This window comes from Paenibacillus sp. Aloe-11, from assembly GCF_000245715.1.
In the GTDB taxonomy this organism is placed as follows: Bacteria; Bacillota; Bacilli; order Paenibacillales; family Paenibacillaceae; genus Paenibacillus; species Paenibacillus kribbensis.
The window spans coordinates 142,027-160,949 of record NZ_JH601059.1; the positions used below are offsets into that span (position 1 = coordinate 142,027).

The 18,923-nt window shown below is 49.6% G+C and carries 20 protein-coding genes and 1 pseudogene; 6 read left to right on the plus strand and 15 right to left on the minus strand.

The annotated features are described in order from the left end of the window. Window positions 1–211: 211 nt before the first annotated feature. Together WG8_RS29565 and WG8_RS18795 are read left to right on the plus strand one after the other, a co-directional pair. Window positions 212–367 (plus strand): annotated as a pseudogene (locus WG8_RS29565) (putative RNA methyltransferase); the annotation flags it as partial. Window positions 368–436: 69 nt separating this feature from the next. Beyond that, window positions 437–1,105, plus strand: a complete 669-nt coding sequence (locus WG8_RS18795; protein WP_007431808.1) for a methyltransferase domain-containing protein — start codon at window positions 437–439, stop codon at window positions 1,103–1,105. Window positions 1,106–1,190: 85 nt separating this feature from the next. Here WG8_RS18795 and WG8_RS18800 read toward each other — a convergent pair whose 3' ends face one another. The 5 genes from WG8_RS18800 to WG8_RS18815 all read right to left on the minus strand — a co-directional run bounded on the left by WG8_RS18800 (window position 1,191) and on the right by WG8_RS18815 (window position 3,368). After that, on the minus strand, window positions 1,191–1,589 hold the full coding sequence (locus WG8_RS18800; protein WP_370629379.1) for a hypothetical protein: 399 nt from the start codon (window positions 1,587–1,589) through the stop codon (window positions 1,191–1,193). Between the two features lie 20 nt (window positions 1,590–1,609). Beyond that, complete coding sequence (locus WG8_RS18805) at window positions 1,610–2,101, minus strand: hypothetical protein (protein WP_007431810.1); 492 nt, start codon at window positions 2,099–2,101, stop codon at window positions 1,610–1,612. Between the two features lie 136 nt (window positions 2,102–2,237). Beyond that, window positions 2,238–2,720, minus strand: coding sequence for a hypothetical protein (locus WG8_RS18810; RefSeq protein WP_007431811.1), 483 nt, complete (start codon window positions 2,718–2,720; stop codon window positions 2,238–2,240). Between the two features lie 356 nt (window positions 2,721–3,076). Then, window positions 3,077–3,190: a putative holin-like toxin gene (locus WG8_RS28775; RefSeq protein ID WP_232289129.1), complete on the minus strand. Its 114-nt coding sequence runs from the start codon at window positions 3,188–3,190 to the stop codon at window positions 3,077–3,079. Continuing rightward, a complete protein-coding gene (locus WG8_RS18815; RefSeq protein WP_007431812.1) occupies window positions 3,180–3,368 on the minus strand; it encodes a hypothetical protein in 189 nt (62 codons plus the stop codon). Before WG8_RS18815 ends, WG8_RS28775 begins: the two co-directional genes overlap by 11 nt. Window positions 3,369–3,443: 75 nt before the next feature. Between WG8_RS18815 and WG8_RS27190 the strand changes: the two genes are divergently transcribed. Next, on the plus strand, window positions 3,444–3,620 hold the full coding sequence (locus WG8_RS27190) for a hypothetical protein (protein ID WP_157136339.1): 177 nt from the start codon (window positions 3,444–3,446) through the stop codon (window positions 3,618–3,620). 975 nt (window positions 3,621–4,595) lie between these two features. On the opposite strand, the gene WG8_RS18825 is transcribed toward WG8_RS27190, so the two are convergent. Further along, complete coding sequence (locus WG8_RS18825) at window positions 4,596–4,823, minus strand: helix-turn-helix domain-containing protein (protein WP_007431813.1); 228 nt, start codon at window positions 4,821–4,823, stop codon at window positions 4,596–4,598. A gap of 302 nt (window positions 4,824–5,125) precedes the next feature. On the opposite strand from WG8_RS18825, the gene efeO reads away from it, so the two are divergent. From efeO to WG8_RS18845, 3 genes are read left to right on the plus strand one after another with little or no spacing between them, the layout of a single operon-like run. Further along, window positions 5,126–6,004 (plus strand): iron uptake system protein EfeO, encoded by an 879-nt coding sequence (gene efeO, locus WG8_RS18835; protein WP_007431814.1) that lies wholly within the window; start codon window positions 5,126–5,128, stop codon window positions 6,002–6,004. A 4-nt stretch (window positions 6,005–6,008) separates the two neighbouring features. Next, window positions 6,009–7,373 (plus strand): iron uptake transporter deferrochelatase/peroxidase subunit, encoded by a 1,365-nt coding sequence (efeB, locus tag WG8_RS18840; RefSeq protein WP_007431815.1) that lies wholly within the window; start codon window positions 6,009–6,011, stop codon window positions 7,371–7,373. Window positions 7,374–7,395: 22 nt separating this feature from the next. Next, complete coding sequence (locus tag WG8_RS18845; protein WP_007431816.1) at window positions 7,396–9,234, plus strand: FTR1 family iron permease; 1,839 nt, start codon at window positions 7,396–7,398, stop codon at window positions 9,232–9,234. Window positions 9,235–9,353: 119 nt separating this feature from the next. Here the strand turns inward: WG8_RS18845 and WG8_RS18850 are convergent, their stop codons facing one another. The 9 genes from WG8_RS18850 to WG8_RS18890 form a co-directional block, all read right to left on the minus strand. After that, a complete protein-coding gene (locus tag WG8_RS18850; RefSeq protein ID WP_007431817.1) occupies window positions 9,354–10,754 on the minus strand; it encodes a diaminopimelate decarboxylase in 1,401 nt (466 codons plus the stop codon). Window positions 10,755–10,806: 52 nt separating this feature from the next. After that, window positions 10,807–11,946 carry a Gfo/Idh/MocA family oxidoreductase gene (locus WG8_RS18855; RefSeq protein WP_007431818.1) on the minus strand — a complete coding sequence of 380 codons (1,140 nt, stop codon included), beginning with the start codon at window positions 11,944–11,946 and terminating at the stop codon, window positions 10,807–10,809. Next, complete coding sequence (locus tag WG8_RS18860; protein WP_007431819.1) at window positions 11,943–13,103, minus strand: hypothetical protein; 1,161 nt, start codon at window positions 13,101–13,103, stop codon at window positions 11,943–11,945. The genes WG8_RS18855 and WG8_RS18860 overlap by 4 nt, the downstream gene beginning before the upstream one ends. Before the next feature lie 17 nt (window positions 13,104–13,120). Further along, window positions 13,121–14,665, minus strand: coding sequence for a hypothetical protein (locus WG8_RS18865; protein WP_007431820.1), 1,545 nt, complete (start codon window positions 14,663–14,665; stop codon window positions 13,121–13,123). A gap of 64 nt (window positions 14,666–14,729) precedes the next feature. Next, window positions 14,730–15,542 (minus strand): ABC transporter permease, encoded by an 813-nt coding sequence (locus tag WG8_RS18870; RefSeq protein ID WP_007431821.1) that lies wholly within the window; start codon window positions 15,540–15,542, stop codon window positions 14,730–14,732. 1 nt (window position 15,543) lies between these two features. Next, on the minus strand, window positions 15,544–16,350 hold the full coding sequence (locus WG8_RS18875; RefSeq protein WP_007431822.1) for an ABC transporter permease: 807 nt from the start codon (window positions 16,348–16,350) through the stop codon (window positions 15,544–15,546). Further along, on the minus strand, window positions 16,340–17,332 hold the full coding sequence (locus WG8_RS18880) for an ABC transporter ATP-binding protein (protein ID WP_007431823.1): 993 nt from the start codon (window positions 17,330–17,332) through the stop codon (window positions 16,340–16,342). Before WG8_RS18880 ends, WG8_RS18875 begins: the two co-directional genes overlap by 11 nt. 93 nt (window positions 17,333–17,425) lie before the next feature. Continuing rightward, a complete protein-coding gene (locus tag WG8_RS18885) occupies window positions 17,426–18,556 on the minus strand; it encodes a hypothetical protein (RefSeq protein ID WP_007431824.1) in 1,131 nt (376 codons plus the stop codon). Continuing rightward, window positions 18,549–18,794: an acyl carrier protein gene (locus WG8_RS18890; protein WP_007431825.1), complete on the minus strand. Its 246-nt coding sequence runs from the start codon at window positions 18,792–18,794 to the stop codon at window positions 18,549–18,551. Before WG8_RS18890 ends, WG8_RS18885 begins: the two co-directional genes overlap by 8 nt. Window positions 18,795–18,923 lie beyond the last annotated feature (129 nt).

Here is an 18,923-nt window from a genome sequence, read left to right on the forward strand (position 1 = left end):
CAGCTTCCTATAAATATGTTACAATAGAAAGGGCTTTCGCCCTTTCTATTTTTGTAGAGGAGTGCTGCACCATATGATTATCCAATTCATTCGTTTACGGTAATGTGAGGTACAGTTATGTAAAGCTCAATCATTTTTCAAAAAAATGGGTTGGGCTTATTTGACTGTACCTTTTTCATTCACCAAAATACGAATGAATGGGGTATTCTTCATGTCCAAATGGAATAAACACGCGATAAAGGCCAATCAGTTTGAAAAACATCAACACCTCTTTAGGTGTCCCCTATGCTCTCAACCGATGCGTATGGTGGAATGTAAAAGCCTCCTATGTACGAACCAGCATTGCTATGACCTATCCAGACACGGGTATGTACATTTATCCTCCCGGGCCTACAAAACCAAATATGATAAACAGCTGTTTGCCTCCAGAAGAAAGATGTGCAACAGCGGATTTTTCGATCCCTTAAATGAAGCCATGACCAACCATCTGATGGAATTTATGAAGCCCCTGCCCGGCCGCACAATACATCATTATTTGTTGGATGCCGGTTGCGGGGAAGGCTCTCATCTGAGCCACATTCAGAAAATGCTAACCCGGAGAGGAATCAGTGAGCTTACTGGTGTAGGCATGGATGTGTCCAAAGAAGGCATTGCTGCTGCCTCCAAAACATATCCGCATCCTCTCTGGTGCGTTGCCGATCTGGCTCATTGTCCTTTTGCAAATCAACAATTTGACGGTATACTCAATATTTTATCCCCCTCCAATTATGCTGAATTTACAAGAGTTCTTTCAGAGGAGGGCTGCATCCTGAAGGTCATTCCAGAACAATGTTATCTTAAGGAATTGAGATACTTGTATAAACAGAACAAGAATATGCCTGCATATTCGAACGACAATACGGTAAGCCGATTTAAAGAGCATTTTAAACTTCTGAACGCCGAACGGGTAACCTATCGCTTTGCGTTAAACGCAGACCTCATTGAGCCTTTAATCCATATGACTCCCTTATCGTGGGGAGCGACGGAAGCAGATTGGCATCGAGTAAAGGAAATGAATTTAACGCATATTACAATAGATTTGCTCATCTTATGTGGTAAAAAATAAGATACAAACAAGCATTCACGACATGTGATTCCACATGCTTCGTGAATGCTTGTTTTCGGTTATTCTTGTTTTCATTCACAGCGACTTATGTAAAACGGGTATAGCGCAGCAGACGCACGAGTTGGTCCAGCCGCTCTATTTCCCGATCCCATTCGTGAAGCGGCTGCCCGGCCAAAGCAGCATTCGCTCTCAGATCACGCAGCGGGTTCATCCTGCGACCAATCAGCTTTAGCACCGTCGCCTTACCCATATTATTGATTACCGCATATTGCGTTAAGGGATCTACCTCGATCCACAATACATGATACTGTTGGAAAAATGACAGCAGTTGCTGTTTCAACTCCTCCAGTTCATCAGACTCGCCTGCGATTTGCGGATAATGATGAAAAGCCACGTAGCCCATCACCCGCAGGTCACTGATGATTTGCTCCAACTGAAGCGTTTCGTTGATGTGCACACGGTTTATAATGAAATTCACCCCCAATCATAAAAAAAACAACCGGCTTACACGCCAGTTGTTTCCCGTTCCACAAAATACTTATTAGTCATATAATGAGCCTTGCCTCTGGATGTGTCAACCATTCCCTTTTTACTGTCAAGAAAGACAATCTCCCGGCATTTGGTGCAGTACCACTTGGTCCGCTTAATGGGGGATTCCGTCACATACGATGTACCACATTTACAATCTACTTTAATCAAGGTTTCTGTTGATTTGTAAGCCTGGGACAACTCTTTTAAGCCAGTATCCGGCTGTTGAATCGGGATAATGACCTCCTGATAGCTTGAATACTGATTATGAACTTTAAAATCTGCCACCAGTTCCGCATGCAGTCCAAAGTACTCTTTGCCAATCTCGGTTACAAACTTTTTGCCGATTCTGTAACACTCAAGCCATTCCTGTATCTGTTGATTAGACAAAGGTACTGTGCCCTTGATACCGCTATTTAGTGTGTAAGTCATGATGTATAAAGTATCATCTTGTCTATGTCCGTACATGAGAAGCCTCCTTATAATACACTTGATAATGTACTACAAAGCGCAAAAAACATCAATTTTATTATTTGGCAAAAGGCTATAACAGCCTAAAAAGCTCAGAGAATAGAGCATTTAGAATAAAAGCAACTGACTATTGTCAGTTGCTTTGTCTTTCCACATAGTACCTGTTCGTCATATACCACGCCTTGCCTTTTTCCGTATCCACCATGCCCTTTTTACGATCCAGAAATACAATGTTATTGCATTCCTTGCAGGACCACTTTGTTCTTTTGTGCGGGGACTCCTCTATGTAGGAAGCTCCACATTTACATTCAACCTGAATTAACGTTTTATGCTGATTATATGCATCTGCCAGCGGGTCCACATCTATAGCCTTGCGTTCTATCACAGGCTGTATCATGGATATGTGCTCTCTCTGCTCCGAGTATTCATTATGTACCTTAAAATCTGCTACCAGCTCAGGGTTTAAACCAAAATACTGTTTGCCTACTACTGTTACAAACTTGCTGCCAATTCGATATGCTTTGATCCATTCCTGAACCTGTTTACTGGATAGGTCGACAGTTCCCTTTATGCCGCTGTTTAGCGTATAAGTCATCAAGTGTTGGTTGGGTGTCATATGTCGCCTGTTCACCTCCAATCAAGAATATACCACAGGTAGCTCTATGGAAAAGCTACTTCCTGCTACCTGAAGCAACGAGCTTTTCTTCCTTGTGATTCTTCTTCACACCTTTATATAAGTATAACTTAAAACCCGAAATATTGGCATTTGCATTCTTAGACTACCACCGAATGCATTTCTATCCTTGTATAACTTTGTGGTACAGCCTTCTGTATTGATTATTCATGTGAGTTGCCACATGATCGAATGGTAGTTTCTTCCTTCTATATATAATACAACATTTACACACAAATTCCTACATCTTTCAGCGGTTTAATATTTTATTTTTCGTCACCTTGTCAGAATAAGCCGGTTTATTTCTTTTTGTTTTGGTTCAATGCAATAACAATGGTCACGATTAATCCGATTAGCGTAACTAATAACGTACCGAACATCATCATTAATGTCAGAGCATCTTTAACCTCCACAAGCTTCATCTTCTGCTCTTTCAACGGCTTGAATTAGAGTCATGTCTGGTTGCTCTCGTTTATACTCAATAGCCTTCTCATAAGTACCGTCAGCGTCACGCCACTCCCAAAAAGTATGCACATCAACAGTCTCAAGGAAATAAACAGACAATGCCTCCACTGGATTCGCGACATACATTTTAATAAACTCTTCATTTTCTTTTTTTTTAATTCATTCGTGTGATATATTTTCTCTTAGGGAGGCGAATCCATTTTGGAAAGAAAAAGTGTTATGGTGTATGAAGATATAAAAGAAAAATTACAATCCATAAAAACAGAGTTAGGTTTGAGTAATGAAAATGATGTTGTCAGTTATTTGATCAGTGTATATGAACACTCCGATTCTCTGCCCAAACAATCTCAAATTCAACTTATCAAACTTATAAAATAAAGATACAAAAAAATCCTTGAGCGTATAAGTACTCAAGGATTTTTTGAACTTTGGTAAACATAATTAATCAAAGGTGTTTGAAAGTAACTAAATTATATTTTATGTATAAATTTTTCTTAAAATCTCCTTTGCAATCTGATCGATCTCTTCCAGTTTATCGTTTTCACTCGGATCGTTACTGAGCCTGCTCCATGCCGAACTGGAACAAAATATTTCTTACTTTGGCTGAAATCGAGCAGTTGCTGTCTTGTAACCAGGAGAAAAGCTCAAAAATTATACCCGAATTTCTTCCTTACTGCAAGTTCTAATTGATTGATGCTATCCAACTTGATGCTTAGGAATAAAATTGTAACGTAGATCTATTTTATCTAAATCTATGATCGTTTCATCAACACTGTGGGGAAGAAATTAATATTCTCTTAGGTGACTCTAATTAAATGGGAAGAGATTACTAAAACGCTCCCAGACCGTTTTGTTTTAATTGAAGCTATCAAAGTCAGTTCTAACAACCATATACGAAACCTTGAAGATATGGTGGTAATTCAGGATTACGACATCCCTCATCAAGCATGGGAAGAGTATAAATATTTTCATAAGCTGTACCCTGCACGTGAGTTGTATGTCTTTCATACTAGCCGAATCGATGTGGAATTCGTTGAAGAATTCTCTTCGAAGATTCACATTCCACTTTCACCTTTAAAATAACCCCAAGCAGGTGACTCATGCCTAATCATATAAATTGGATTACCATCACGCTCTGCCCGTAGAAACCTTTGACCCTTGAAAATTCCTGCAGGCTGAGCCTATCCCAAGGGAGCGTGATGGTAATGAAACCTAATCCAAAAAATCGTAATCAAGCTTATTTTAGACACTCGCTTGTTTTTTTATGTTCACTACAAAACAAAAGCCTTCCCGACCCTCCCTCACGGTTGAAGGACCATCGAGAAGACTTTGTACCCCGCAAGGAACAAGAGGTCAGATTTTTAATTCTCCAAGCCTGATTAATTCCACGACCGCCTGTGAACGACCTTTTACGTTCAATTTTTGCATCACATTAGAAATATGGTTTCGGACCGTTTTTTCGCTAATAAATAGCTGTCCGGCGATGTCACGCGTCGTTTTGTCCTGCACCAGCAGTTCAAATACTTCACGTTCACGGTGAGTTAACAAAAACTTGTTTTTGTGGTCGTTACCCTTCGTCAATTTCACCCCTCCTTGCTCGGGTTTTGTGTGGTGTAACAAGGTTAAGGGATACAGTCAACACATTTTATGTCATGTGCTCAGGTATGGTTCAATATGCGGATAAAAATGGGCATAGGCACCTTGTTTACTGCTTTAATGATGGGTTGGACTTTGTGTCTAAATTATGTATTGACAGGCATATGGGCCAGCCTTATGATAAGAAAAACCGCGACTGATAATCATTATCAAATAAAATTCGATATAGATATCGCGCAACAGACTATGGTTCAGGCCCAGTGTGGCCAGAAAGGGTGTCATTGATTATGAAACTACGTTATGCCGTACCGGCCGGTGTGCTGGTCTCTTCTATTCTGTTTGCAGGCTGCGGACAAACCGAGACTGCTGCTCAGCAGCCCGCTGCAGCGACCAAAGATGCGGGAGCAGCAACACAGACAACGACTCCTGCGGCTTCTGCCCCCAATTTTGATCAAGCGGTAGCAGCTTACCGCACCTATGCCACCCAGCAATGTGATACGTTTGTGAAGAAGACGGAAGAATTCACGAATGCGGTCAAAGCAGGCGATCTGGACAAGGCCAAGGCGCTGTATGCTCCCGCGCGCATGTACTATGAACGGATTGAACCAATTGCAGAAGCGCTGGGCGACCTGGACCCGAATATCGATGCTCGCGACGGTGATGTGGATGCAGCGGATTGGCGCGGCTTCCACCGTATTGAAAAAACATTGTGGGAAGAGAACTCGACCAAAGGATTGGACGAGTTTGCCGACCGCCTGTTGAGTGATGCCAAGCTGCTGCGTGCCAAGGTAGAAACGGTCAACATTGACGCCAGTCTGATGGTAACGGGTGCGGTCGAGCTGTTAAATGAAGTATCTACCTCCAAGGTGACGGGTGAAGAGGAACGATATTCCCATACGGATCTGTACGACTTCGCAGCCAATGTGGAGGGCGCCCAAAAGATCTATGACATCCTGAAAACAGACCTGAACCAAAAAGATGCGGCGTTGGAAAAACAAATTGGTGAGCGCTTTGCGGCCTTGCAGCAGGAGTTGGCTCCTTTCAAGGAAGGTGAAGGCTACGTGTCGTATACAAAGCTGAAGCCGGAAGAAATTAAAAAGCTGAGCCAGAACCTTGATGCCTTGGCAGAACCGCTGTCCCAAATGGGTAAATTGTTAGGAGTGTAATGATATGAAGGGTTTTAAGCGGCAAAAGGATCATGGAGCGTCGCAGCATGCGGAATCCCACAAAGAACAGGCTAAGCTGGAAAAAAAGGATGCACTGCCAGCGGATGGTGAGCTGGCAGGAAAGAGCAAAACCGTATCACGCCGGGAGCTCTTGAAGCTGGCCGGGGTAGGTGGACTGGGTCTCCTGCTCGGCGGCGGTGGCGTGGGAGCTGTGCTGTCAGCCGGTCAACGCCTCGAAAGCATGATGACAGAGGCAGATACCCAGGATGTGGTCCCTTTTTACGGCAAACATCAGGCCGGTATTGTGACTCCGGCACAGGATTTCATCTGCTTCGCAGCCTTTGACCTGACGACAAGCGACAAGGCACAGGTGCGCAGCCTGTTCAAGGCCTGGACGGAAGCAAGTGCTACGATGACTTCTGGTACGCTGATCGGCACGGATAATGAAAACCTCAACCTGCCTCCTTCCGATACGGGCGAGGCAGCGGGGTTGTCGCCGTCCCGGACGACGATCACCTTTGGGGTAGGGCCATCCTTTTTTGATGGCCGCTATGGTCTGGCAGGGCTTAAACCTGCCGGCTTCCGCGAGCTGCCGCGCTTCCAGGGGGATGCGCTGGATGAGCAATGGTGCGGCGGCGATATCGGGGTGCAGGTATGCGCCAATGACTTGCAGGTCGCTTTCCATGCCCTGCGTAATTTGGCGCGTATCGCCCGAGGAACGGCAGTGCTTCGCTGGACGCAGGAGGGCTTTCAGCGGACTGCACAGGCCGACCCGGCAGGAAGCACACCTCGCAATTTGCTCGGCTTCAAGGACGGTACTGGGAACCCGGACACGTCCAAGGCAGACGAGATGAAGCGGCTGGTGTGGACACAAACCAGTGATGGGCCAGCATGGATGGGCAACGGCAGCTATATGGCTGTACGCCGTGTACGCATGCGGATAGAGGTGTGGGATCGCTCCACACTGGGCGATCAAGAGGATACCTTTGGACGCCATCGCAGCAGCGGTGCCCCACTAGGGAAGGCCAAGGAGTTTGACAAGCTCGATCTGGCGGTTACAAGTCCGGAAGGCAAGCCACTCACGCCTCCCACCTCTCATGTTGCATTGGCTCATGGAGACGGGAGCATGAATATTTTGCGGCGCTCTTATTCATATTCAAGCGGATTGGACAAGCAAACAGGACAGCTAGATGCCGGACTGCTGTTCATCAGCTACCAGCGTGATCTGTTCAAGCAGTTCGTTCATATTCAGGAGAAGCTCGCACGCAATGACAAGCTGAATGAATATATTGTACACAAAGGCAGTGCGGTGTTCGCCTGCTTCCCGGGTGTATCGCAAGGCGGCTACATCGGGGATACGTTATTTTAATAGCAGGCAAGGAAGGGGATTTATGATGAAGCGGCGCAATAGGCGCAATAAAAGCTTGGGATGGGTGTTGCTGCTGGCAGCTCTGCTACTGACAGTGACCCCGTTCATATCCGATTCGGGAGCGGTCGCTTTTGCACAAACAGATGCCAAAGCTGTCTCCAACGATCAGCTAATGCCTGTGGTGGGCGGAGCGCTGGTGGAAGCGGGACAGGCCCAATGGGTCGAAGCCTCCGGGGATCTTAAACAATTCCGTGCCCTGTGGGAGACTGCCAGAACGAATGGCGGTGATTCAGCCCACATCGCGGCTGTAGATCAGGCGCTCACCGACGCGGAACAGGCGCTGGCCAGTGGCGGCGGGGAGTCAGCGAAAGCTGCACTATCCGTGCTGGCACGCTCGGTTAATGAGTATGTGACTGCTGCCGAAGGAGATCAACCAGCCCCGGCTGGAGCTACAGCAGCAGAAAAACTGCTTCCTATGGCGAAGGGTAGTCTGGCTGCCATGCAAAAAGGCGACTGGACAGCTGCCCGGGTCGATTACGACCGAATCGTAAAAGCCTGGTATCAGGTGGAAACCCCGATCCGTTTGGACAATTTTCCGGTATACAGTGCGCTGGAAACCAAAATCAGTCTCATTCGCATTTCCATGCAAGCCGAGCCGATTCGTCAAGAGCAGGCTCTTAAGGAAATGCAAGAACTGACGACCCTCCTATCTGATTATAGTCAGGGCAAGTCCGTGAACACAGGACAGGGAGCAAGTGCAGGCAATGCGGCGCCTGGAACGTCGAATGGTACGACTGTATCCCTGAGCGACGCAGTCCAATTGCTCGAATCCGCACGGCAGGATGCGGCAGCCAATCAGCCAGAGCAAGCAGCTGACAAAATAGGTCAGTTTATCGCTCTGTGGCCTTCTGTGGAGGGGCATGTGCAAATTTCCGATCCGGCTTCGTATACAGCGATTGAAAATGAAATGACCGAGACTTCCGGTCATCTCCTGTCTTCTCCACCAGACACGGCCAAAGCGATCCAGACGCTCGATCAAATGCTGGACAGGCTCCAGCCATTGACGGAAAATCGTTCCTACACCGCCTGGGATGCCGCTCTGATTTTGCTGCGCGAGGGCCTGGAGGCCATTCTCGTACTCGCAGCTCTGCTGGCGTATGCCCAAAAAAGCGGCGAAGCCGTGGCTGGCCGCTGGATATGGGCAGGCGCCGGCACGGGGCTGGTGCTGAGCGGAGCCTTGGCGGTGCTGTTCACCACGCTGGTGGCGGCTGCCGCCTCAGGCAGCATGCGTGAGCTGCTGGAAGGCGTCACCGGGCTGGTGGCGGTTGTGCTCATGCTGACTGTGGGCAGCTGGCTGCACAGCAAATCCAGCGCCGTCGCGTGGAACCGCTTTGTTGAAAGCAGCGTCGGCAATGCGCTCGCGCGCGGCAGCTTGTGGTCGCTATTCGCCGTGTCTGCACTTGCGATTTTGCGTGAAGGAGCCGAGACAGCCATCTTTTATATCGGTATGGCTCCAGCCATCGAAACCTCGCAATTGCTGCTCGGCATTGGCTCAGCGATGGCTATACTGGTCGTCCTGGCATTTGCAATCATCAAATTTAGCGTAAGGTTGCCGATTCGCGCCTTTTTCCTGACTGCCACTGTACTGATTTACTATCTCGTATTCCGATTTCTGGGCGAAAGTATTCATTCACTTCAGGTGGCTGGCAAGCTTCCGGGGCATACTGCCTCCACACTCCCTTCCATTAGCTGGCTGGGAATGTATCCGACTTGGGAAACGTTTGTCCCACAAGTGGCTGTGCTGATCTTCATGGTGTGGCAGCTTGTGCGTCAGGAAATGCGCAGCTCCAAGCAACACTAATCCAATCCACGTTGTTCATAATATAAAACGCCAAAACACGGGGTCAGTGTGTATCGACTCCGATGATTTTGGCGTTTTTGCATACTAACAGCACATCTTTGGTTTCAGTGCATCTTTGGTTACAGCACATCCTCCGGCAACGGAATCATGCGCTGATGATGGAGCAAATCCATGCGGTTACCGTGTTCACGAATCACATGCACTTCCCCGCGAAAATCGAGCAGCTCTGCCGGGGTAGCATGTCCCAGAAAATGCACTGGACTATAGCTTAGTCCATAAGCCCCCGCGTTTGGAAAGACGATGTAGTCGCCCTCCTGAATCGGGGGAAGCTGCGCTTTTTTCACCATACAATCCTCGGGTGTACATAGCGGGCCAACAATGCTTACGGTTTCCAGCTCCAGCGATGCTTCTGTCGAATGCTCCTCTATCCGGTTTGCAACCTCTCCTGGCAGTTCAACAGCAATGTCCTCCTGAATAGGAGCATTTCGCTGCCCCATGCGTATGTTAGCTCCCATTTCCCGTACTTCCTGTTCCGTCACCTGCCTGCGCATAATTCGCACCGGGTAGTTGTCCCGAAGACGGCGGCCCCGAAAGGTAGCCGAGACATAATGATTCATGCCGCCATCAGCCACCACAAACTTCTCTCCCTTGGACTCCTTGGTATACAATGCCCGGCAAACATACCTACCTGCCTGAGCGACCAGATATCTGCCGCTTTCGATAATTAGCGTAACTCCCGGCATACGGGATCGGGTCTGCTCGGCGAGCGCGTTCAGTCCGTCGATGACTTGCTCCATATCCAATGGCTGCTCATGAGCAAAATAAGGGACACCAAACCCGCCGCCCAAATTTACCGTATGCATGGCAACACCATACCGGGCCTGTACCCGTTCCGCCAACTGCAGCGTATTTGCAAACGAAGCCAGAATCTGATCCGCTTTTAGCATTTGCGTGCCTGTATATACCTGGATGCCTTGAAAATAAACATGTGGGCATTCTTCCAGCGTCTCAAAAAAGTGATCCAGCTGCCCTTCATCGACACCAAAGGGACGGGGAACACCGCCCATTTTAATCGTCGCCCCCGACAGATCGTTATCGGGATTGATACGAACCGCAGCCCTGACAAATAAGCCCGCTCGCGCAGCAATGTCCTCCAGTAGACGCAGCTCCCGCACCGATTCGACATGAATGCAACCGATTCCGCAGGCTACCGCCTCGCTCAGCTCGGCTGCTGTTTTTCCCGGTCCGGCGTACAGCACGTCTTCCGCGGCATATCCTGCCTCCATGGCGACGAACAATTCCCCGGCCGAAGCGATCTCAACGCCGCAGCCTAACGAGCGCAGCAATCCCGCCAAGGCTACGTTGCCGTTAGCCTTTAGCGCGTAATGTATACGCACAGCCGGGTGCAACCGGGCCAACAGCGAGCTGACATGAGCATACATCGCGTCTCCGTCATAATAGTAAAATGGTGTCGGATGATTACCAAAACGCTCCAGCAAGGACTCGTCCTTTTCAACCATTTGCTGAAATCCCCCTCTTTTCGCTTTTCTATCCTCAGCATTTTGCACATACTCATACTGCATAGATCGTCTCGCCCGAACGTGCTGCCTCATGAATGGCTGCCAGCAGTCTGACTCGCTCAGCGGCCTCACGGAACGGAATCGGCTCCGCTTCCCCCCGGATGATGCTGCAGAAGGCTTCCAGCTGATTGACATAATAGTTCATAGGCTCGAAAACAGTTTTCATTTTGGATTGTGGCTGTGGCTGAAATTGTGAGTGAAAATGGGATTCCAACTGATGCGATGATCCCTCCGTCGATACAGCCGTAGCCGTTATATTCGGCGTGATGTCCTGTACTATTTCCGTCATTTCCGTCTTGAGTATTATTTTATAAAAACCCAAATTTGCCCGAAAACAGTCCTGCAAGGTGACCACCGCCGAATCAAAGGTCAGTACATGAGCGCAGCGATAAGGCCGCTCGAATGAAAAGAGGGCTGTCGCCTCCAAGCCGCCCGGATAACGGGCCTGTGCGTGAAATGTCCAGTCACAGCCATGGGGTCCGTCGAAATCCGATTGGCTGCGGAATTCCGCCTGCTCTAATCCAACGATGGCCTGAAGCAGCTGAAGCCAGTACACGCCCAAATCCCAAAAGCATCCCCCGCCCTGCTCCGGCCGGGATCTGTAATTGTTCGCATGCCCGTCTCTGGCGGGAATGCACAGACTAGTTGCTATGGAGCGTAAACGACCATAGCAACCAGATTCCACGATCCTTCGCAGCTCACGCTGCCAAGGATGATGCATCACCATGACTCCCTCCAGCAGGTAAGCACTGCTCTGCTCAACAGCCGCGGCCAAGGGAATCAGATCCGCCGTATTCAGGCACAACGGCTTTTCCACCAGCACGTGCTTGTGAGCCTGCAATGCTTTGCCAATCCACTCGGCATGCAGGTCGTTGCTAAGTGCAATATATACAGCGTCGATCTCCGGGTCCTTCAGCAAATCCTCGGCATGCCGATAAACGACACTGACCCCAAAACGCTCTGCCATTTCTTCCGCCTTGGCAACCGTACGATTCGCGAGCGCGGTCACACGGGCCCCTGCAACGTGCTGGGTCGGCTCCAGCAATGCACGCGGCGCAATGGCAGAACAGCCGATGATTCCAAAGCGGATATCTCGCACCGCAGGTTCATGTGCAGCAGCGGCGAGGTTCATGACCCTTTCTCCATTCCCGATGTACTCGCCTGCATCCGGATGCTATTTACATACGACTCCACATAGCGCGGCGTCTGACTGCGCAGCTCCACGATCCTCCGATGCATATTTTCCAGTACCTCAGCACTGCCGCCATAGGTTTCCATCCACGTCTCGTAGCGCATACCTAGTCCCAGACGTTCCCACAGATCCGCATTATGCTTCTCATGCACACCAAACGGCTCCAGCATTATAAGCGGAGTAGCTGTAGCGAACGAATCGGCCATGCTGCCTCCACCGGGCTTACTGACAATGGCTTGGACATGGCATGTTCGGTCGAGCAAGCTATGGTAATCTGACCCAATCCGATACACTGTCTCCTCGTCCGGTTTTACCTCTCCGAAAGGTGGAAACGTATGCTTTCCAGCTTCATTTCGCTGCCATGTTCTCCACTGCGGGTCCATCCGAAAATAGCGTATACTGTCCCGTTGTTCATCCGGTTGATCCTGATCATACAACAGCAAATCCAGCTCCCAGCCCGCCTCTTCCAGCTGTCCAACCTTGTCACGGTATGTGCCCATGCCCCAGCCGCCGCCATGTACGAATAAGCGGGATTGCCGCTCTTCAAACGGAACATACTCAACAGCCGGGATATCAATATAATGGCTGACTCTATTCTTCTCATTTTCAAATAAAGTCGTTTCTACACAGCCATCAGCAAAATGCGGGTTATGCTTGGCTAGATTTTTCCAGGAAGGGGAAGGTGTCGAATCCATATACACGATGTCCACCTGCACCGACTCCGGATTTCTCCGTTTGCGATACTCCTCCAGTACATACATCCAATGACCGGATAAGCATATAAAATACTGCCGATCCTCTGCCATCCATTGGTTCAGCAGTACTTCCATTGCAGCAGGGTCCAATGAATTGCGCATATCCTGCGGCACCTTCTGTGACATTAAGGCTACGGCAAAATTGTCGTGATAAGCTTTGCGGCTTTTGTCGACCTGGAGACGGGCCGATTCCGGCAGCACATTTTCAAACACATGAATTGCCGTATCGAAGCCAAGTCTGCGAAAACCCGCTTGCAACAACAAGCCCGGGGTATAAAAACCCAGTCCGAAACCGGAACACAAAATCGTTATCTTCGTCTGCTGTTCTATACTTGTACGCATGCTCATACGCCTCCCGTTTAATTCAGCACTGTAAAATGATGCTCCGCCAAATAACGCTCCAGCTTTGTAGTCAAACGCATTTTATCTTCGTCCCCCGCAGCAACCAGTTCCAAATAAAGACGACCCTTTCCTCGGACCCGTTCGCTTCCGGCAGCTTCTTTTTTACCACTTGAGTCCTGCTTGGCCATGCCATTCCCTTCTGAGCCGCTATCACCGCTGCTCATCCCACTCACGCGAACCTGCTTGGCAGATGATCTGCCTCCGCGCACGGTTGCATTGCTGCTTGTTGTGCTTGATATGCTTGGATAGCCTTCAATCCTGTTTTCCCCATCTCGTCCACCTGTGTTCACATATAACGTATTGGCGCCCAGCGGCATTATGCCTTCCTCACGTTCCCCTGTGAACAGCAGTCCCTCACATTTCAGCCCTTCCAGCAGCTCCTCATAAGACAGACTACCGTCATGGGACAGCGAATAATTCGTCAGCGTGCCACGCATGTTTTTCGTGGCGAGAAAATTATCGAGCTGATGCTTGATCAAACTCATCGACTTGCGGGCGTTAATTTCGATAATCGGCTCCAGCTTTCCGCCACGGAGTGTCATGGAGTCAATGCAAACATCACCGTAATATCCATCCTGATACAGCTGCCGTCCCACGTCCTGCATTAAGCTAAAATAGCCCTCGCGCTCCAGCCGTTCCATAAAAGCCTCGTCCGGCGACAACGATTCCCGATAGGCAAATTGAGTGTTGGCCAGCCATTGCACGGATAGGATATCCACCCTCCCATCATCACCAATCGAAAATTGGCATGAAAAATCCTGCTCTTTTTCCAAAAAAGGCTCCAGAATGAATAGCACCTGTTTGCCTTTGCGCTCCTGTCCACGTAAATACGATACGATCCGGTCCAGCATTTGTGTCGAAGTAATGTGCAGGTTTCCTTTGCCCGATACGCCAAAATCATCCTTGATTAAAAAGCTTCCATCCCGCAGCAGCTTGCGCCCCGCCTCAGCTACATCCGCAAAAGAAGTCACGATATGGCCTGGATTGCGCAGGCCGAGACTGCGTTTCAGATCAGAGGAGTAGGTTTTGGCATTGACCTTGCGAATCGTCTCCAGCGGCGGCTGGTGCAATGTGATTCCCCAAGCCTGAGCAGCCTCTTCCACATATGGCAAGCCCGCAAACGGGCTGAGCACACAGCCCTCCAGCTGAGGGAAGCCCTCTCCGGTATCGGCCTTGCGGCTGCCCAGCAGCTCAAAAACAGAAGCCGCTGATACGTTGCCGCCAGCTTGCTCCATTCCATCCGTCAAATCCCGTTCATTGACAGCCGGATGAAAGCCCAGCTCTGCGATATACTGACGATGCACGGGCGAAATCGCATAACGGGTCAATAATGCATCTCCCGGCTGACAAAAGCTGAACAGCAGTTCATCCATCGCTGCTACAATCGCTGAAGATGCCCGGTCAGGCAGAGCGGGCAGGGAAGCCAACTGGGCGTCCCGCCAGTATGCCTCCGCTTCGAACGTTCCCATATACAAATGACGCTGGCTCGGTATCGCATTCATGTCATTCGCTTCCTTTCTTGCTTCGTTATTAGCCTACTATGACTAGCCTACTAAGACGGTAGCGCTACTGGCTTGCACTCGTATAATCTCGCAGCGCAAACTGCCATATCAAACGGATGATCGCCAGCAGCCAGAGAGGTGCGAGAAATGCCCATACAATCAAACCGGTATCCATTTTGCCGAGAATAAACATGGGTGGAAAGTTACAAATGACAAACACCGGAAGCACGAACAAGCCAATACGCTGAATCAGGTTGCTATACACGGCCATCGGCACATAGTTTGTCTCGAAAATGCTGTTGGACAGCTCCGTTACGCCATTCGTGCGGATAATCCAAAAGGCCAGCAATTGTGGCAGCAAAAACACGGAATAGGCCGTAAGCACCCCGCATCCGAGCAGCACAGCGAAGCCGCCCACGGTTTCCCAATCAAATGGCAGCCCGAGTCGAACCCAGCCAATGCCCGTCATGATTCCGCCGCCTACTACATTCGGCACGGTGTAGCCCAGCTCAAATTGACGCAGCGTCACCATAAATTGCAGCGACACCGGCTTGGTGATAAGCACGTCCAGCGAGCCGGTACGGATTTTGTCAGGCAGACTTGTAAAATTACTGTAGAACAAGCCGCTGTAAAATCCGCTCATCATCGTAAATACGCCGATATATAGCAGCACCGCATCGGGAGTCCAGCCGTTAATGTCCGTCCCGGCCCGGTATGGAACCGAAGCGTACAGCAGCTTGATGAGCAAATAAGCCGTTTCAACCAGAAACGCAGTAATAAAATTAATGCGGTATTCCATCTGCGACATGACGGAAAACTGGACGAACTTCCAGTACAGCCTAAAATAACGCCCAACGTTTCGGAAAACATTTTTCATGTTAGCCTCCTACCGAGACAAAGCGTTTGAGCCCGGCTTGCCACACCCAGCGTGATACAGCCGCCAGCACTGCAATCCAGAGCCATTGTACGCCAATGCCTTTGGCGGCTTCCAACACAGTCAGCTTACCCGTTAGCGCGTTCACCGGAAAAAATACAGTGTAGCTGAACGGCAGCAAGCTGAACAGACGGGCCAAAGCATCTCCAAAAATCGTCAGCGGGAACACGGTACCGCTAGCTACGTAAATGACAAGCGACAGCGTATAAAATAATCCCGCCGATTCCGTCACCCAAAAGGCTATGCCGCTCAGCGCGTAATAGACCACAAAATTGAGCACAAGCGCTCCCGGCAACGCCAATATGTAAAGCAGAATATACGACAGCTCGAAGCCGATATGTCCGTCCAGACTGAGACATAGCAGCAAAATAACAGCCGCCAGCAGTACGACTGCGGATTGTACCGCTTTGCCACCGATAAATCGGCAAAAACGGTAAGCAAAATAATGCACAGGCTGCACCATGAATTTGGCCAATCCGCCTTCCTTGATATCTGTAGCAATTTCATATTCAAAGCCCGTGGCAATCAGTTTTCCGGTCACGCCCGCCATAACGACATAAACCAGCATTTCCGGCAGAGAATAGCCCAGCACTCTTGCCTGTCCCGAAGAGCCGAATACCGCAAGCCAGAGAAAAATTTGCGTCATGATCGGCAGCATAAATCCCGCCATCTGCAGCCAATAATTGGCCCGGTATTCCATCTCGTTTTGCATGCCAAGCTGGAGCACCTTTACATATTTGTTAGTTCGCATCAGCCAGCCTGCCCCCATCGTACAAATTGGCTATCCCCTCTTCCAGCGGGACATCCTCAATCGTAAAATCAACGACAGGCAGTGCATCCAAAATCTTTTTGGACCAGGTCAGAGTATCTTCTGCATCCAGCTCAAATACCGCCTCCAGCTCGGAGCCAGAGCGCAGCTTGCCGAGTCCCGCCAGCGTCAGGTTAGGCACGGGAGTCTCCAGCCGGACCTTGAGCAGTTTGCGAGCACCGATGACCTCGTTCACCTTGTGCAAATCTCCGTCATAAACCAACTGGCCACCGCTAATAATGATGGATCTGCTGCATAGATCCTCAATATCCTTCATGTAATGGCTTGTCAGCAGGATGGTCGTCCGGTGCGCGCGGTTATAGGCTTTGAAAAACTCACGAATCCGCCGCTGGGAAACAAGATCCAGTCCGATCGTCGGCTCGTCCAGTAAAATAACCCGTGGACGATGCAGCAGCGCGGCGATCAGCTCCATTTTCATACGCTCGCCTAGAGATAGCCGCCGCACCTGTACATGAAGCTGCTCCTCCACACCTAGCAGGGTGACCAGCTCGTTCAGCGCCTCCTTATAACGTCTTTCATCTATTTCGTAGATAAGCTTGTTCAGCTCGAACGACTCGCTTGCAGGCAAGTCCCACCAGAGTTGGTTTTTCTGTCCCATCACGATGGAAAACTGGCGTTTAAACTCTTTTTGTCGCTTCCACGGGGTAAAACCGAGTACCGATGCTTCCCCCTCACTGGGATGGAGAATACCGGACAGCATTTTGAGCGTCGTTGTTTTGCCCGCCCCGTTCGGACCAAGAAACCCGACAATTTCCCCTTCCTCAATGCTGAAACTGACATTTTGCACGGCCTTCTTGGTCAGCTTTTCCCGCCTGAACAGGTTTTGTAACGATTTGCGCACGCCCGGCTCCTTTTTGTAGTACGTAAACGTTTTCGACAATTGATTCAATGTAATGGACGGCAATGGATTCCCCTCCTCTTTCCTCTGTCCGTGACACCTTGGTGAACGTGCCTGATCCGACTGGCCCAAACGATTTAACCGAACGCTCAACCTGAACTAATCGGCTGCCTGCTCCGTTAAAACCATTAAATTCTCCAGCATATACCGCTGTCTTTCAATCAGGCTCAGAGCGCGTTCCCTAATCTCAGGTATCCGCTGCTTGCGCAGTTGGAGGCCTGTTTTGTAAATATACAGATTGAGCTTGTGCCAATCTGCGTACAACGATTGGGCCAATTCAATCACATGCTGTGCCTGCGATCCCAGCGTAGCTTGATGCCGCAGGCAATAATCAGCGGTGTAATCCATCAGATGAAGGGCACTGCCCAATCGCAGATTGTAATAGATTTCATGGCAGTACGTCCGAAAATCCTGATCCTCCATATCTGCCAACAAGCGGAAATCGTCGACAAATGCCCGGTACCCCGCATCCCCTCGCTTGACCTGCTTGCCTGTTGCAGCCTTTCCAGTCTGATTTGCCGACTCATCTAGTGAAGGCACGCCTCTCCAGACCGCTTCGTGCCCGGTCACATACTGACGAATATGGTATGCACACGCAGCATGCAACTCACCTGGCGAAAGCCGGACAGGCTGCTCCACCAGCCATGCATACTCAATAATCCCCTGCATCAAATCATCGAGACGGGCCGGTCCCACATAAGTCATAGCCTGTCCCGAGGAATCCAGCAGGAAGCTATCATTTACCTGTGCCGTCCGCTCCCCCAGGTCCAATCCGCACAGCTCAATCACATGACCCCTTGGGTAATTTTTCACATACACATCGTGATAAGTTAAGGCCGTGCTTGACGTATGCAGCATCGTACCGTAGCCTGACGTGAGCACTCGCAGCAGGTCGGTTTCATCGCTTACGCCAGCGATCCACGGCTCCACCTGAATCACAGGTCCGCCGCTGGCTGCCATTTCTTGCAGCTGTTCCGGGTATTTCTCAGGTCCGAAGCGCTTCAAATCTCCGCTATACTCCGCGCACATGCTTCCACACAGCATGAACAGCTCGGATTCTGCCATGTTCACCCCATAGCGTCGCAATGACGTGCGCAGAGATGAATATACACAATGTTTCCCCGGAAGAGCGTTGGCGACTTCTTCAACAGCGTGATCAACAATGGAATCATGACGACTATCCATGCCAGATTCCTGCACAGGTCTGGTCTTCTCCGCGCCCTTATGCATATTTGCCCAGCAGACGTTCAATGCCTTGCAGTGTAGATAGATGCTCCAGCACCAGATCGTCGTCCTCCATCGTAATATCAAGCTCATTTTCCAGCTCCACAATCAATTCAACAGCAGATAGAGAATTCAGCCCCAAGGTTCGCAGGTCCTGATCAGGAGCCAACTGTTCAAGCTCGCCCGGAGCCAGTTTTAATACCTTTTCCAGCAAGGGTACTACATGGTATACATCTGTTTTCATCTTGAATTCCTCCCGAATTATAAGCATCCCAATCCAGCGATGATCCCTTCCAACTTGTGCGCATAAGCTTCTGCTTCCTGCCAGTTGTCTGCCAAAATAAGTGTGAATATTCGGTTCACATAGCCCCGT

What these genes read in the sequence shown, in the direction of transcription:
- WG8_RS18795 (WP_007431808.1), top strand. Translation starts at nt 437, where the DNA reads ATGTGCAACAGCGGATTTTTCGATCCCTTAAATGAAGCCATGACCAAC.
- WG8_RS18805 (WP_007431810.1), bottom strand. Translation starts at nt 2,101, where the DNA reads ATGTACGGACATAGACAAGATGATACTTTATACATCATGACTTACACA.
- WG8_RS18810 (WP_007431811.1), bottom strand. Translation starts at nt 2,720, where the DNA reads ATGACACCCAACCAACACTTGATGACTTATACGCTAAACAGCGGCATA.
- WG8_RS18815 (WP_007431812.1), bottom strand. Translation starts at nt 3,368, where the DNA reads ATGTATGTCGCGAATCCAGTGGAGGCATTGTCTGTTTATTTCCTTGAG.
- efeO (WP_007431814.1), top strand. Translation starts at nt 5,126, where the DNA reads ATGAAACTACGTTATGCCGTACCGGCCGGTGTGCTGGTCTCTTCTATT.
- efeB (WP_007431815.1), top strand. Translation starts at nt 6,009, where the DNA reads ATGAAGGGTTTTAAGCGGCAAAAGGATCATGGAGCGTCGCAGCATGCG.
- WG8_RS18845 (WP_007431816.1), top strand. Translation starts at nt 7,396, where the DNA reads ATGATGAAGCGGCGCAATAGGCGCAATAAAAGCTTGGGATGGGTGTTG.
- WG8_RS18850 (WP_007431817.1), bottom strand. Translation starts at nt 10,754, where the DNA reads ATGGTTGAAAAGGACGAGTCCTTGCTGGAGCGTTTTGGTAATCATCCG.
- WG8_RS18855 (WP_007431818.1), bottom strand. Translation starts at nt 11,946, where the DNA reads ATGAACCTCGCCGCTGCTGCACATGAACCTGCGGTGCGAGATATCCGC.
- WG8_RS18860 (WP_007431819.1), bottom strand. Translation starts at nt 13,103, where the DNA reads ATGCGTACAAGTATAGAACAGCAGACGAAGATAACGATTTTGTGTTCC.
- WG8_RS18865 (WP_007431820.1), bottom strand. Translation starts at nt 14,665, where the DNA reads ATGAATGCGATACCGAGCCAGCGTCATTTGTATATGGGAACGTTCGAA.
- WG8_RS18870 (WP_007431821.1), bottom strand. Translation starts at nt 15,542, where the DNA reads ATGAAAAATGTTTTCCGAAACGTTGGGCGTTATTTTAGGCTGTACTGG.
- WG8_RS18875 (WP_007431822.1), bottom strand. Translation starts at nt 16,350, where the DNA reads ATGCGAACTAACAAATATGTAAAGGTGCTCCAGCTTGGCATGCAAAAC.
- WG8_RS18885 (WP_007431824.1), bottom strand. Translation starts at nt 18,556, where the DNA reads ATGCATAAGGGCGCGGAGAAGACCAGACCTGTGCAGGAATCTGGCATG.
- WG8_RS18890 (WP_007431825.1), bottom strand. Translation starts at nt 18,794, where the DNA reads ATGAAAACAGATGTATACCATGTAGTACCCTTGCTGGAAAAGGTATTA.